A 14,279-nucleotide genomic window follows, 5' to 3' on the forward strand; every position below is an offset into this window, starting at 1 on the left:
TTCGGTCCACCTGATTTTAATTCTTGCAGCTCGAGGCTTGTAGCTTGCAGCTGTTCTCGGAGAGAACCCGATGGCTTTGGCAATTTTTGATCTGGACGAAACGCTGATCCACGGCGACTGCGCGACCCTCTGGAGCGAGCAGATGGGGCGCCTGGGCTGGGTCGATCCCGAGTCGTTCATGCGTCGCAACAATGAGCTGATGGACGCCTACAGCCATGGCAAATTGCGCATGGAAGAGTACATGGATTTCAGCCTCGAACCGCTGATCGGGCGTACCCCGGAAGAGGTCGAGCACCTCGTGGGGCCTTGGGTTGAAGACTTCATCGAGCCGATCATTTTCAGCGACGCGACGAGAACCATCGCCGCCCATCGCAAGGCCGGCGACCGGATTCTGGTGATCTCGGCGTCCGGTACGCACCTGGTTCGTCCGATCGCCGATCGTCTGGGCATCGACGAGATACTGGCCATCGAACTTGAAGTCGCCCATGGCGTGTACAGCGGCAACACCGTCGGCACCCTGACGTACCGCGAAGGCAAGATCACCCGCTTGCTGGAATGGCTCGATGCCGAAGAGGAAAACCTCGAAGGCGCGAGTTTCTATTCCGACTCACGCAATGATCTGCCGCTGCTGCTGAAGGTGGATTTCCCGCACGTGGTCAACCCGGATCCGGTGCTGCTGGAGCACGCAGAAAAGGCCGGCTGGCCGATCCATCACTGGAGATAACCGAAGATCCAGTGTGCACGCTACCTGTGGCGAGGGAGCTTGCTCCCTCGCCACAAGGCTTAGTGATGTCAGGTGAGACTGTCGTTAATCACCAACACCAACTTGCCCGCCACCGTATTGCTCGCCAGCTCGGCGAACGCCGCTTCGGCATCCTTCACCGCAAACGCTTTGGCCAATTGCGCACGCAAGCGGCCCTCGGCGAACAGCGGCCATACATGCTGGCCCAGATCACTGAGCAGATCGGCCTTGAACTGATCGTCACGGCTGCGCAATGTCGATCCGAGCAGTTGCACGCGCTTGGCCAGCATCTGGGCCAGATCCAGTTTTGCCTCGCGGCCGCCCATCAAGCCGATCAACACCCAACGTCCGTCCAGCGCTATCAGTTTGAGGTTCAACGCCGAATAATTGCCGCCCACCGGATCGAGAATCACGTCGAATGGCCCGAAGTCGCGCAGGCCCTCGATATCATCGGTGCGCACCACGCCGCCCTGAGCCCCCAGTGCTTCGCAGTAAGCCAGGCGTTCGGCGGTACCGACGCTGACCCAGCACGGGTTACCAAACGCTTTGCACAGCTGAATGGCCGCTGAACCGATTCCACTTGCGCCGGCGTGCAGGAGAATTTTCTCACCGGGTTTCAGCGCTGCAAGTTGAAACACATTCAGCCAGACGGTGGCGTAGACCTCGGGCAATGCCGCTGCCTCGATCAGCGAAACACCTTCAGGGACCGGCAATACATGCCGTCCGTCGACGACCACTTCTTCGGCCATGCCGCCCCCGGCCAGCAAGGCGCAGACCCGATCGCCGACCTGCCAGGCCGAGCCCGCGCCGACCTCGCTGATCACGCCCGAGCACTCAAGACCGAGCACCTGGCTGGCCCCGGGCGGCGGCGGATAAAGCCCTGCCTTCTGTAATAAATCGGCGCGATTGAGGCCGGCTGCCGCCACACGGATGCGGACTTGTCCTACATCACATGTAGGACTCGGCTCTTCAACCCATGCCACTTGACCTTCAACGCCTTGCAATGCCTTCACAGTGCCTCCATAGTGAGTCTGGACTGAGCCCGAAGCTGTAGCGCCGGGCTTTTTGCATTATGCGACCGGCTCTCAAAGAACCGGCGACTTCAAAGACGGCCTAATATGCGTTATCAATTGTCCCCGCGTCGAATCAGCATGAAGCATCTGCTCCCCAGCACCGCCCTCGCTCTTTTCATCGGTATCGGTCTGTTGCCGGTGTCGGGCACCACATTCGCAGCCAACAGCTGGGACAAGTTGCAGCCTGATCGCGATGAAGTCATCGCCAGCCTGAACGTCGTCGAGTTGCTCAAGCGTCACCACTACAGCAAGCCGCCGCTCGATGATGCGCGCTCGGTGATCATCTACGACAGCTACATCAAGCTGCTCGACCCGTCCCGCAGCTATTTCATGGCCAGCGACATTGCCGAATTCGACAAGTGGAAAACCCAGTTCGACGATTTCCTCAAAAGCGGCGACCTCAACGCCGGGTTCACCATCTACAAGCGCTACCTGGACCGCGTCAAGGCGCGTCTGGACTTCGCCCTTGCCGAGCTGAACAAGGGCGTCGACAAGATCGACTTCAATACCAAGGAGACCTTGCTGATCGATCGCAAGGACGCGCCTTGGCTCAAGTCCACCGCAGAACTCGACGACCTGTGGCGCAAACGCGTCAAGGATGAAGTGCTGCGCCAGAAGATTGCCGGCAAAGAGCCGAAGCAGATCCAGGAAACCCTGACCAAGCGCTACAAGAACCAGCTGGCGCGCCTCGACCAGACCCGTGCCGAGGACATCTTCCAGGCGTACATCAACACCTTCGCCATGTCCTACGATCCGCACACCAACTATCTGTCGCCGGATAACGCGGAAAACTTCGACATCAACATGAGCCTGTCCCTCGAGGGCATCGGTGCCGTGTTGCAGAGCGACAACGATCAAGTCAAAGTCGTACGTCTGGTACCGGCAGGCCCGGCGGACAAGACCAAGCAGGTCGCTCCGGCAGACAAGATCATCGGCGTTGCGCAGGGCAACAAGGAAATGGTCGACGTCGTCGGCTGGCGTCTGGACGAAGTGGTCAAATTGATTCGCGGTCCGAAAGGCACCGTGGTGCGTCTGGAAGTCATCCCGGCGAGCAATGCGCCGAATGACCAGACCACCAAGATCGTGCCGATCACCCGTGAAGCGGTGAAGCTCGAAGACCAGGCCGTGAAAAAGTCGATCCTCAGCCTGAAACAGGACGGCAAGGATTACAAACTCGGCGTGATCGAGATCCCGGCTTTCTACCTCGACTTCAAGGCGTTCCGTGCCGGCGATCCGGATTACAAGAGCACCACTCGCGACGTCAAGAAGCTGCTCACCGAGTTGCAGAAAGACAAAGTCGACGGCGTGGTCATCGACCTGCGCAACAACGGCGGCGGCTCCCTGCAGGAAGCCACCGAGCTGACCAGCCTGTTCATCGACAAAGGCCCGACCGTACTCGTGCGTAACGCCGATGGCCGCGTCGACGTGCTTGAAGACGAAAACCCGGGTGCGTTCTACAAAGGCCCGATGGCACTGCTGGTCAACCGCCTGTCCGCCTCGGCTTCGGAGATCTTCGCCGGCGCCATGCAGGACTACCATCGTGCATTGATCATCGGCGGCCAGACCTTCGGCAAAGGCACCGTGCAGACCATTCAGCCGCTGAACCATGGCGAACTGAAACTGACCCTGGCCAAGTTCTACCGCGTCTCCGGGCAGAGCACCCAGCATCAGGGCGTGCTGCCGGACATCGACTATCCGTCGCTGATCGACACCAAGGAAATCGGCGAAAGCGCCCTGCCCGAGGCCATGCCGTGGGACACCATCCGCGCGGCGATCAAACCGGCCGCCGATCCGTTCAAACCGTTCCTCGCCCAGCTGAAGTCCGAGCATGACGCGCGCACCAACAAGGATGCCGAGTTCGTGTTCATTCGCGACAAGCTGGCCCTGGCGCAGAAACTGATGGAAGAAAAAACCGTCAGCCTCAACGAAGCCGATCGTCGTGCCCAGCACGCCGACATCGACGCCAAGCAGCTGGCAATGGAGAACATCCGTCGCAAGGCCAAAGGCGAAGAGCCGCTCAAAGAGCTGAAGAAAGAAGACGAAGACGCATTGGCCGCTGCCGAGCCGGACAAGGTCAAGCCGGAAGACGATGCCTACCTGAGCGAAACCGGGCGCGTACTTCTGGATTACCTGAAACTGAGCAATCAGGTGGCCAAGAAGTAAGTGATGGCAATTTAGTGCTGACGATCCTCGGATCGTCATCAAACAGTCATCATTCTGTCGTGCAATAAAGGACCGGGAGCAATCGCTCCCGGTCCTTTTTTTATCGCCAGAGACTGCCATGACCACGACCGAACAGCTGAGCGCCTTGAGCTCGATCCTGACTCAAAGCGGTTTACACAGTCTGTTCCAGCCGATCATCTGCCTCTCCGAACGCCGCATTCTCGGCTACGAAGCCCTCACCCGTGGCCCGTCCAACAGCCCTCTTCACTCGCCAATTGCCCTGTTCGCCGTAGCCCGGCAGGCTGGTCGCTTGAGCGAACTGGAAATCGCCTGCCGACAAAGCGCCTGCCGCCGCTTCAACGAGCAGCAGTTGCCGGGCAAACTGTTCCTCAACGTTTCCCCGGAGTCCCTGCTCGAAGCCGCGCACCAACCGGGGCGCACCCTGCAACTGCTGCAGGACTTGGGCATCGCGCCAAGCCAAGTGGTGATCGAGCTCACCGAGCAGACGCCAATCGATGACTTCCATTTGCTGCAAACCGCTCTGCACCACTACCGGGCGATGGGATTCTCCATCGCGCTGGATGATTTGGGTGCGGGGTATTCAAGCCTGCGCCTGTGGTCGGAGTTACGTCCGGATTATGTGAAGATCGATCGGCACTTTATCGATGGCATTCATCAGGATGCGTTGAAAAGAGAGTTTGTCGGTTCAATTCTGCAGATAGCCAAGGCGTCCCGCGCGCAAGTCATTGCCGAGGGTATCGAGCTACCGGAAGAACTCGCGGTGCTGACTGAAATGGGCGTTGACCTGGTGCAGGGTTACCTGCTCGGCCGTCCGCAGGAACATCCATCCCGCGACGCCCGCGCCATGATGCCCAAACACGACAGCAGCGCCGTCGCGCTGAACGACGAAGGCAGCGACCTGAGCGCCCTGCTCAACGACCAGCCCGCCGTGCAGCGTGATACGCCGACCGCCACCGTGCTGGAAGCCTTCCGTCGCCAGGCCAACCTCAATTCACTCGCCGTGCTCGACGAACAAGGCCAGCCCTGCGGCATCGTCCATCGCCATTCGCTTTCCGACGCCCTGCTCAAACCGTTTGCCACCGACCTGTTTGCGCGCAAACCGATCAGCCGCCTGATGAACGATGATTTTCTCGCCGTGGAAATGAGCCAGTCACTGCAACAAGTCAGCCGCCTGATCACCAGCCGCGCCCGCCAACGCATCGAAGAAGACTTCATCATCACTCTCAACGGCGGCTACCTGGGCCTCGGCCGGGTGATCGACGTGCTGAAACTGATCACCGAACTGAAAATCCAACAGGCGCGCTACGCCAATCCACTCACCCTGCTGCCGGGCAACGTACCGATCCAGCAATGCCTCACCCGCCTGCTGCAACAGGCCCGCGAATCGATCATCTGCTACGTGGACATCGACAGCTTCAAACCCTTCAACGACATCTACGGCTACGGCCGCGGCGACGAAGTCCTGCTCTGCCTCGCCCAATGCCTCAACGAACGCATCGACCCCACCCGCGACTTCGTCGGCCACATCGGCGGCGACGACTTCCTCCTCGTCCTCGGCCCCGAAGACTGGCGCAAACGCCTCAACCAACTCCTCGACGACTTCCAAAGCCAATGCCGCCGCTTCTACCGCCCCGAGCATCTGGAAGCCGGCTGCTTCGTTGCACCCAATCGCCAAGGCGTGCGGCAGGAGTTTGAGCTGTTGTCGTTATCGATCGGAGTGGTGCATTTGCGACCTGAAGCTTGCGCAACGCTTGATGCCAGCCAGCTAGCGGAGATGGCGTCGCAGGCTAAGCATCATGCGAAGAATGTTTCGGGGTTCAGTGTGCATGTTATCGAAAGCTGAACACTATGCCTTGGGACGAAGCAATAGTTTTACATGATGGTTAAATGTCGAGACACCCCCATTTCTACCATGTCGATCGATCCTCTTCAGATGCTCTCGTAAGATCCTGCTCCCAGACCTCCACCGCCAACCTGTAGAGCTCTTGAAAGAAACCCCGGGGGTTTTCTAGGGAATCCCATTCTTCCCGAGGCCAACTTGCAGCCTCATACGGGTCGATCTCAAAAAGAAGTTGGAATTCATAATTAGGATCCCTAAGTTTTTCTGCAAGATTTTCAATTAAAGCGAGCTTATGCCTATATGAAAGATAGGGAAGATTCAGACAATATTTTCTGATCAATACCTCTCTGTCACGCGCATCATTTGGATTATAAGCGGCAAGCTCCACGCCTTTTGTTTCTTCGCGATCATAAACATCAAGCACACCAACAAACCAACTTAAACCAGGTTCAAATTTTTTATTAATGTAAGGGTTTTTCAACATCATCTCACCTCCGAAGGAAATCCAGTAAATGGCCTTTGAGTGTTTACATCATCAAACTTAACCTCAAACCAATTTAGGTTCTCATTTAAAATTGGGTTCTGAGCATCCCGCCTGTTTGGCCTATACCCGCGACCGGCCCCAGGCAGCTCCAACCTCACTATTGGATTATTATTATGGTCAAAACCGGTATGTATTATCTGGCCATGTTTATCTCTCGTCATCGCTTTATTCAACGCGCTCAGATGCATCCGCCAGTTGTGGAACTGCGAGCTTAGATTTCCTCTGGCACGTATTGGGACAATTCCGGTGTGAGGGTCTGCGCCATTAATGCCGCGCTGCCTAAGCGCTGGATCAGAAATTTCTGAGCTATGTTTTTTTATAGTGTGCATGTCATAAAGATCTTCATATTCATGCACCCGACGCTTAGCGTTCTCCTCAGCGACCTCATCAATTCTCGCCCTACGCTCCTGCGCCGTCATTTTCGGCAGTGGCGGCGCCCCCTCTTCGACGACCACGCGACCAGCCTCGTATCGCATCGGACGTCGCGGCGCTGACGGTGGACAAATGCAACTCAACCCCAACGGATCCACCCACCCCGTCGGATTCGGTACGTACTGGTACTGATTCAACCCACCCGCCAGCTTCACCGGATCCGGCGTCAGGTACCGTCCCAACCTCGGGTCGTAATACCGATGGCGGTTGTAGTGCAGGCCGCTTTCAACATCGAAGTACTGCCCCTGAAAGCGCAGCGGCTGGTCGAGGTAGTCTTCGCCGGCGAGGGTGACGGCGGCGACTTTGCCGTAGGCGTCGTATTGCGCGGACCAGACGATTTCGCCGCTGTAGTCGGTGAGTTCCTGCGGGGTGCCGAGGTGGTCGAGTTGGTAGTAGAACGGGCAGGCTTTTTTCGGGCCTTTGCCGTCGAGCAGCGCCAGTGGGCGAAAGGTGCCGGGTTCGTAGAGGAAGCTGCGGTATTGCGTGGCGCTGCTTTCGGCGACGAGGTGCTCGCCTTGCCAGAAGAACTCGGTGACGGCTCCGTCGATGGTTTTGCGGATGCGCCGGCCGAAGGCGTCGTATTGGTAAGTGGCGGTCTGGCCGTCGGGGCGGGTCAGGCCGATCAGGCGGTGCTGGCAGTCGTAGCGGTATTCGGTGACGAGGGTCTGGCCGTGGCCTCGGCGTTCGCGGATCAGGTTGCCGAAGGCGTCGTAGTCGTAGTGGCGATCACCTTGCATCAGCAGGCGATTGCCTTTGATCTGCGCGGGGCCGGGGCGGTCCTGCATCAGCAGGTTGCCGGCCGGGTCGTGGGCGAAGGATTCGGGCAGTTCGTCGCGCGAATGGCGAACCCGAATCAATCGGTCGAGGGCGTCGTAGCCGTAGGTGCGCTGGCCGTGGCGGCTGTCGGCAATGTGCTCGAGATTGCCGTTGGCGCTGTAGGCATAATCGCGGCGGTACAGCGAGGCGCCGCGATGGCCTACGGCGTGGGCAAGTAGTCGGCCCTGATCGTCGTAGGAGTATTCGCTGAGCAGCAGGCCCTGCTGACGTTGCTGCTCGCGACCGGACTGGTAGACATGGCGCGTGAGCGGCGTGCCGTTGAGGTCGATCGCACTCAGCGCACCGCCCTTGGCGTAGTGATAATCGAGCTTGCTGTTGTCCGGCAGGCGCAGGCGTTTGAGCTGACCGCAGGCGTCATAGGCGTAACGCAAGGTGCCCCAGCCCTGGTGCTCGGTGATCAGCCGGTCCTGACGGTCGTACTCGAAGGCCAGCGGATGGTTCTGCCCGTCATCGACGGCAACCAAGCGGCCGAGGCGGTCGTAGTCGTAGCGGACTTTCATCCCGTCGGGCAGGGTTTTGACGAGCAAACGCCCGGCCTTGTCGCGCTCATACCGGGTGAGCAGACTCAGGCCAAAATCACCAAACTCGGTTTTTTCCAGCAGGTGGCCATTGAGGTCGTAGGCGTACGCGGTACGCCGCCCATCACAACCGGTCTCCTGTCGGATCAATCCGGTCGGCGTGTAATCCAGGCGGTATTTTTCCCCCGACTCGTTTTCGATCTCGGTCAGCAGCAACCGCGCATGGTCATAGCGGTACTGCACGCGGGTGCCGTCGGGGTTGATGCGCCGCGAGACCAGGTGCAGGTCGTCGTCATATTCGTAGCGGGTGATGCGCCCGAGTTCGTCGCGTTCGGCGGTGATCTGGCCGTAGGCGCCGTAGCTGTAGGCGCGGGTGCTGCCCGTCGGAGAAGTCGTCAGGATCAGTCGGCCGGCGGCGTCCCACTGCTGACGGCTGACAACACCAAATTCATCCTGGGTGGTAATCCGCCGGCCCAGCGCATCGTAGGAAAAGCGCCGCACGCCGCCGTCCGGCAGGGTTTCTTCGATGAGCTGGCCGAGCTCGTTCCACACCCAGCGATGGCGGCTGCTGTCGGGGTAGCGCAGCGACAACAACTGGCCGCGCAGGTTGTAGTAGTAATGGGTGACCTGACCGTCAGGGTCGACCGCTTCGGTGACCGCACCTTCGGCGTTGCGCCGATAGATCCACACCGCGTCGCCTCGGCAACGCTTGTAGAGAAAACCGTTGCGGTACTCGTAGGACGTTGGCGCCTCGTCCGGCGGAATCAGCGCGATCAGCCGTCCGACCTCGTCGTAGCGGTATTCGGTGACCGCGCCCAGAGCATCCTGCTCGGCGATCAACCGGCCCTGCTCGTCATAGGCCTTGAGCTGCTCGCCGCCATCGGCCGCGACCTGACGCACCAGCCGCGCGCGCTCGTCGTGGACGTAGACTTCTTCGGTGCCGTCGACGTAATGCACGGTCACGCTGGCGTCGTCATCGTTCCAGACGTAGCGGGTGTTCATCTGCGAGAACGAGGCCCAGTGGCGCACGCAGCGCGCCGCCTTGCCCTCGCGTTGCCACTCCCAGAAAAAGCTCGCGCCGCCGGTGAGCTGGCGCTGGAGGATGACGTGGTGGTCGTCGTAGTCGTAGCGCTCGCTGTCGCCCACCGCGTTGGTCGCGGTCAGCAGCCGTTGCCGGGCATCGAAGCGGTAGGTGGCGAGGTTTTGCTGGGTGCTCCACTCACCCTGCACGAACACCTGATAATCGACCGCCACCAGTTGTGCCCGGTCATAACGCAACAGCAATGAGCGGCCGGCGCCGTTGTCCAGACGCTGAATGCGGTCGGAGCGGTCGCGTTGCAGGGTCAGACGATTGCCGTAGACGTCGCTGATTGCGGTCAGCCGGCCGGCGCGAAAGTGATAGAACCGCGCGCTGTCGCCGGCCATGGCGAGGATCAGTTCCTCCGGTTCATCACCGAGAAAAATCGCCGCCCGCGACAGGCTGTTATGAATTGTTGGCCGTGCGACATTGGGCAGGGGAAAGCGGGTGCGGCGGTTCTCGTGGTCGATCCAGATCACGCCATCGCCGTCGAAAGCCAGGCGATGAGCCAGGGTGTGGCTCCAGCCGAAACCCAGGCCGATGTCGATCTCGACGGCGCTGCTGCGGTACAAGCGGGTGAACTCGAAGGGCAGTACGCCATCGAGCACCGCGTCGGTCAGGGTCAGCAGTTCTTCGCCGGTGACCATCGACACCGGACAGCCGTTGGTGCAGGTGTTGGGCACGCAGTCGGCGGCATCACCGTTGGGGTTTTTCGCCTGGTCGGGGACGTCGTCGTGATGCTCGTCTTTCTTCAACATGGCGTTGCGCTTGGCGTCCCAGCGCAATTGCATCCGACCCTTTTTCACCCCGGCGGCGATGCCGCGTGCGGCGACGGCTTTGTAGCGGTCGACGTATCCAATGAAGGCGTTGATGATGCTGAACAGCGCTTTGACCAGACGCTTGGCCACGTTGAACAACTGAACTGCACGGTCGGCCAGACGCAGCGTCAGATAAGCGATCCCCGCCCCCGCTCCGACAAAGGTCAGCACCACGCTGATCAGGACATCGATGATCAGTTGCACGATCATCATCGACGCCATTTCAGCGGACTTGCCAGCAATCTCGCTGGGCGGCAGCATGTCCAGCCACAGGCTCGACGACCGCAGCAACAAGCACATCGCCGCCTCGTCACTGACCAGCAGTTGCAGCTTTTCCATGAGCTCAGGTGCGGTCTGCGCCAGCTCGATCAGTTCAGCCGCGCCGCTGCCCAAACGCTCGGCAAACTTGCCGGGATCCTGAAGAATTTCCGAGAGCAGACCGAGGCTGTCCCACACGCCTTCTATAGCCGCCCAACTGCCGGCGAGCATGCCGTTGCTGGCCGCTGTCGCCACCGACTGTGACCATTGCGGCTTGAAACCCTGCCACTCGCTCCTCAGCCACCCGACCAGTTCGCCGGTCAAACCGTCATACGATTCGAACAGGTCGGCGACCTGATCGGAAGTGACCGCGCCGTGTACATGCACGCGGTAAAACTTGCCCTCTTCGCCTCTGAACTCGCCCTTGCCGTGCTGATCAAGGGTGATCGGGGTGATCTTGCCGCCCGCCACGTCGATCACATCGATGGTGATGTTGCCCAGCGGGATCTCGTAAACCGATTCGAACTTGCTCTCGATCTGCATCAGCCCGCCCTGCGGGCACTGGACGACGCTGGAGGAAAACGCCTCGTCGCTGCTACTGACCGCCGTGCTGCGATCACCGAAGCGAATGATCCGCTCCATGCCCACCAGCGACGGCAGGTCCGCAGCCTCGCTGATCTGGTCCGCGCTGCGACTGAGCCAGTGATCGAGCTGTTTGCGATAGAGGTTGAGCGTTTGCGGAAAGCTGTCGAGTTCCTGCTCGATGCGAGCGATGGCTTCCATCAACACACGCAGGCAGACAAGGTGAGCTGAAAAACGGGCTGAAGCATGAGCGGTCCCTCGCGCAAGAAATTAGTCGCGGGAACTGTGCGGGGGATCAGAAAGGAAAGAATTCAGGCGAGTAGGCAAAGGATGTAGGACTAATCTGCAATCCCGCATCTCGCAAAACGCGCAGGCAAAAACGCAAAACGCGGCGTGAGGAAAACCTCACGCCGCGTTTATTTGAAAGACATACCTGGAATTACAGCGTTGAATCCCCAGCTTTCAGCTGTTGCAGCTTCAGCTCGGCCAACGGATGCCCGGCCTTGGCGGCCATGCTCCACCAACGAACGGCTTCAGCGGGATCCGGTGCTTTGCTCGGGGTACCGGCGAGGCTGATCACGCCGACTTGATAGGCCGCTTTAGCGTCGCCGGCCAACGCCGCCAGACGCAGTAAACGCACGCCTTCTTCACGCGCGCCCAGACCGACGCCACGAAAGGTCAGAATGTGCCCGTAAAAGCTTTGCGCGCCGACATCGCCGAGGTTGGCCATGCGCGCAAACTGGCCTTCAAGCCAGCGCCAGCCGCGCGGCTGGCGAACGAACCACGACCAATGAAACAGCCTGCGGGCCAGCCAATATCCGGCCCGCGCCTTGAGGCGCAGAAACACTCAGGCCTCCGCCGATTCCGGGTACTCGTATTCGAAGACGCGCACCACTTCTGACGCATGCCAGGACGCCGCCGCCACGCCATCCGACGGCCCGGAAAAGCGACCCAGACGCTCGACACATTCAAAAAAACCGGTACGCGGCAAACGACTCGCACCCTGACTGATGACCAGCGAACTGCGCAACGGCTGCTCGGCTTTGGCATCCAGTGCGGCCAGATGCTCAAGCGCCGCCGTCAGCGTCTGCATCGCCGGAGTCGGCAGCTGCAAACGCTCAAGCAAGGCTCGATAAGTCAGAAGATGGCGCTGGCGGCGCGCCTGATCCAGTTCCCCCAGCAATCCGTCCCAATGTTGACGGCTGATGCGTACGCTCACGATTCATCCCTCCAACCTGGCACCGTCAGTTCCCAGGCCAGGCTGCGGCGAATCGCGGCGTCGGGTTGACGCTCACCACTTTCGATCATGGCCAGATAAGACGGGCTGATGCCTACCGTGCGGGCCAGCGCCTCGATGGCGATGCCCTTCCCTTCGCGCAAACTGCGTAGTTGATCCAGACCCGGAAGAATCGGCTCTGGTGAAGTGGCGAGCGGCACTGCGGGCTGCTGCGCCGGTGTTGCGTTGATCCCTGCTGCTTTCAGTAGAGCCTGATATTGAGCCCACGGCAGAACCGCGTATTCGGGTTCGCCATCGCGTGCAATTATCTGAATATCCATGACTACCCCGTAGGACAACAACACTTAGCGAGTCGGCACTTTTCCCTAGAAGTGTAATCCTAACAGCGGCCAAGGTCGCGGGGGGTATCTATCTACAGCCAGACTTTGTGAGTCAGGGCTTTTTCGGGCCTTGCAGTTGCAATTGCTCAGGGGTGTCGGGCAGGCGTTCGACCACCGCCAGCTTCTCCGGTTGCTGGCGCCTGCGCCACAGGCGGAAGGCATTGAGCTCGTCATCGAGGGTTTTCATCAGCCAGGCGAGAACGGCAATGTCATCGAGCATGCCGAACATGGGAATGAAATCCGGAATCGCATCGACAGGGCTGAGAAAATACATCAAGCCCGCGACCACCGAGATCAGCGACTTGGCACTGATCGCCCGGTATTCACCCCTCCAATAGGCCAGGCACAGCGACTGCAGCAAGCGCAGATCATCCTTGAGTTTGCCGAGACGATTGCCTTGCGCGGCACCCTTGCTGGCCACGGCGAACAATAGGGTTGGCAGACGTCCACGGGCCAGCAGGCGACCGGCCAACGGCAGGAATCGAGCAAAATTCCATGGAGCTTTCATCTATTCTTCCCGTTGAAATGTTATCCACACAAATTGTGGATAACCTTGTGAACAGAGCTGCATTTCAGCGCTGAGAGCCCCGTTTCATAAGGGCTGCGCTCAGATCGGGCGTTTTTTACTCACATAAAAAAGCCCAATATTTCATTGACTTGGCGGCTCAGGGCGGCTAGCGCGAGGAGCCTCAAAGCTATGACTGTGTCGACGGGCGTCAGTTCGCTCTGTTTACCTTTGCCAGCCTTCAGATGCAACAACGCCCCGCATAAGCGAGGCGTTGTTGTTGATGCCGTTGCCTGTTACTTGGCAGCGGCGTCTTCTTTGGCTGGATCCTTGATAGCCAGCAGTTCCAGGTCGAAAACCAGAACCGAGTTGGCCGGGATTGCCGGGCTTGGCGACTGAGCGCCGTAAGCCAGATCGCTAGGGATGTACAGTTTGTACTTCTCGCCAACGTGCATCAGTTGCAGACCTTCTACCCAACCCGGGATCACGCCACTGACTGGCAGATCGATCGGGCTGCCGCGCTCGACGGAGCTGTCAAACACGGTGCCGTTGGTCAGCTTGCCGGTGTAGTGCACAGTGACGACGTCGGTCGGCTTAGGCTGTGGGCCATCGGCTTTCTTCACCACTTCGTACTGCAGGCCGGAAGCGGTGGTGGTTACACCGGCTTTCTTGCCGTTTTCTTCGAGGAATTTCTTGCCGGCGGCTGCCGACTCTTCGCTCATCTTGGCCATACGCTCTTCAGCACGCTTTTGCAGCGACGCGAAGGCTTCGACCAGTTCTTCATCTTTCAGCTTCTGTTCTTTCTTGCCAACGGCATCTTCGATGCCCTGGGCTACCGCTTTGGAGTCCAGATCATCCATGCCTTCCTGGGCAAGGCTTTTGCCCATGTTCAGGCCGATGCCGTAGGAAGCTTTTTGCGCCGGGGTTTTCAGCTCTACGCTGGTCTGCGAGTCACAACCCGCGAGTACCAGGCTAACCAGGGCTACCGCCGCCGCCAACCGATGCTGTTTCATGCTATTTCCTTGTTCATGCGCCGAATGGGCAATCGAGTAAAGCCGCGAGCTTATCAGGCCGCCACGACCAATGGCTACCGGCATGAGAGCAGGAATCTTCTGATAAGTTCAGGGATTAAAACGCATTTGCGCAACGTGTGGATGAAGCTTCTGTCATCCGCGGACGACAAAGGTCGTCGGCACTTGCCACAGCCTCTGGCGTAATGGCCACTTGCCCAGCAGTCACGGCTCAGGCATA

11 protein-coding genes are annotated in these 14,279 nt (G+C 59.5%); 3 read left to right on the top strand and 8 right to left on the bottom strand.

Features of this window, described 5'->3' with window-relative positions:
• The first annotated feature begins 70 nt into the window (after positions 1-70).
• Positions 71-724, top strand: coding sequence for an HAD family hydrolase (locus BLU71_RS13085; protein ID WP_083353258.1), 654 nt, complete (start codon positions 71-73; stop codon positions 722-724).
• A 68-nt stretch (positions 725-792) separates the two neighbouring features.
• On the opposite strand, the gene BLU71_RS13090 is transcribed toward BLU71_RS13085, so the two are convergent.
• Positions 793-1,755, bottom strand: a complete 963-nt coding sequence (locus tag BLU71_RS13090) for a zinc-binding dehydrogenase (protein WP_083353259.1) — start codon at positions 1,753-1,755, stop codon at positions 793-795.
• A 138-nt stretch (positions 1,756-1,893) separates the two neighbouring features.
• Here BLU71_RS13090 and BLU71_RS13095 point away from each other — a divergent pair, with 138 nt between their 5' ends.
• Together BLU71_RS13095 and BLU71_RS13100 are read left to right on the top strand one after the other, a co-directional pair.
• Entirely contained in the window at positions 1,894-3,978 is a 2,085-nt protein-coding gene (locus tag BLU71_RS13095; protein ID WP_162276424.1) for a carboxy terminal-processing peptidase, read from the top strand.
• A 118-nt stretch (positions 3,979-4,096) separates the two neighbouring features.
• The gene (locus BLU71_RS13100) at positions 4,097-5,842 is read left to right on the top strand and encodes a bifunctional diguanylate cyclase/phosphodiesterase (protein WP_083353260.1); all 1,746 of its coding nucleotides are present in this window, start codon (positions 4,097-4,099) and stop codon (positions 5,840-5,842) included.
• A gap of 64 nt (positions 5,843-5,906) precedes the next feature.
• Here the strand turns inward: BLU71_RS13100 and BLU71_RS13105 are convergent, their stop codons facing one another.
• From BLU71_RS13105 to BLU71_RS13135, 7 genes are all read right to left on the bottom strand, one after another.
• On the bottom strand, positions 5,907-6,326 hold the full coding sequence (locus BLU71_RS13105; RefSeq protein WP_083353261.1) for a hypothetical protein: 420 nt from the start codon (positions 6,324-6,326) through the stop codon (positions 5,907-5,909).
• Entirely contained in the window at positions 6,323-11,107 is a 4,785-nt protein-coding gene (locus BLU71_RS28155) for an RHS repeat-associated core domain-containing protein (RefSeq protein WP_083353262.1), read from the bottom strand. Before BLU71_RS28155 ends, BLU71_RS13105 begins: the two co-directional genes overlap by 4 nt.
• A gap of 238 nt (positions 11,108-11,345) precedes the next feature.
• Positions 11,346-11,753 (bottom strand): SEL1-like repeat protein, encoded by a 408-nt coding sequence (locus BLU71_RS13115; protein WP_042608527.1) that lies wholly within the window; start codon positions 11,751-11,753, stop codon positions 11,346-11,348.
• Positions 11,754-12,125 (bottom strand): hypothetical protein, encoded by a 372-nt coding sequence (locus BLU71_RS13120; protein ID WP_003223109.1) that lies wholly within the window; start codon positions 12,123-12,125, stop codon positions 11,754-11,756. It abuts the gene before it with no gap.
• On the bottom strand, positions 12,122-12,463 hold the full coding sequence (locus BLU71_RS13125) for a helix-turn-helix domain-containing protein (protein WP_042608528.1): 342 nt from the start codon (positions 12,461-12,463) through the stop codon (positions 12,122-12,124). The genes BLU71_RS13120 and BLU71_RS13125 overlap by 4 nt, the downstream gene beginning before the upstream one ends.
• A gap of 112 nt (positions 12,464-12,575) precedes the next feature.
• On the bottom strand, positions 12,576-13,031 hold the full coding sequence (locus BLU71_RS13130; RefSeq protein ID WP_064365408.1) for a YkvA family protein: 456 nt from the start codon (positions 13,029-13,031) through the stop codon (positions 12,576-12,578).
• A 293-nt stretch (positions 13,032-13,324) separates the two neighbouring features.
• On the bottom strand, positions 13,325-14,041 hold the full coding sequence (locus BLU71_RS13135; protein ID WP_016773732.1) for an FKBP-type peptidyl-prolyl cis-trans isomerase: 717 nt from the start codon (positions 14,039-14,041) through the stop codon (positions 13,325-13,327).
• Positions 14,042-14,279 lie beyond the last annotated feature (238 nt).

The organism is Pseudomonas moraviensis (assembly GCF_900105805.1).
Taxonomy (GTDB): Bacteria; Pseudomonadota; Gammaproteobacteria; order Pseudomonadales; family Pseudomonadaceae; genus Aquipseudomonas; species Aquipseudomonas moraviensis_A.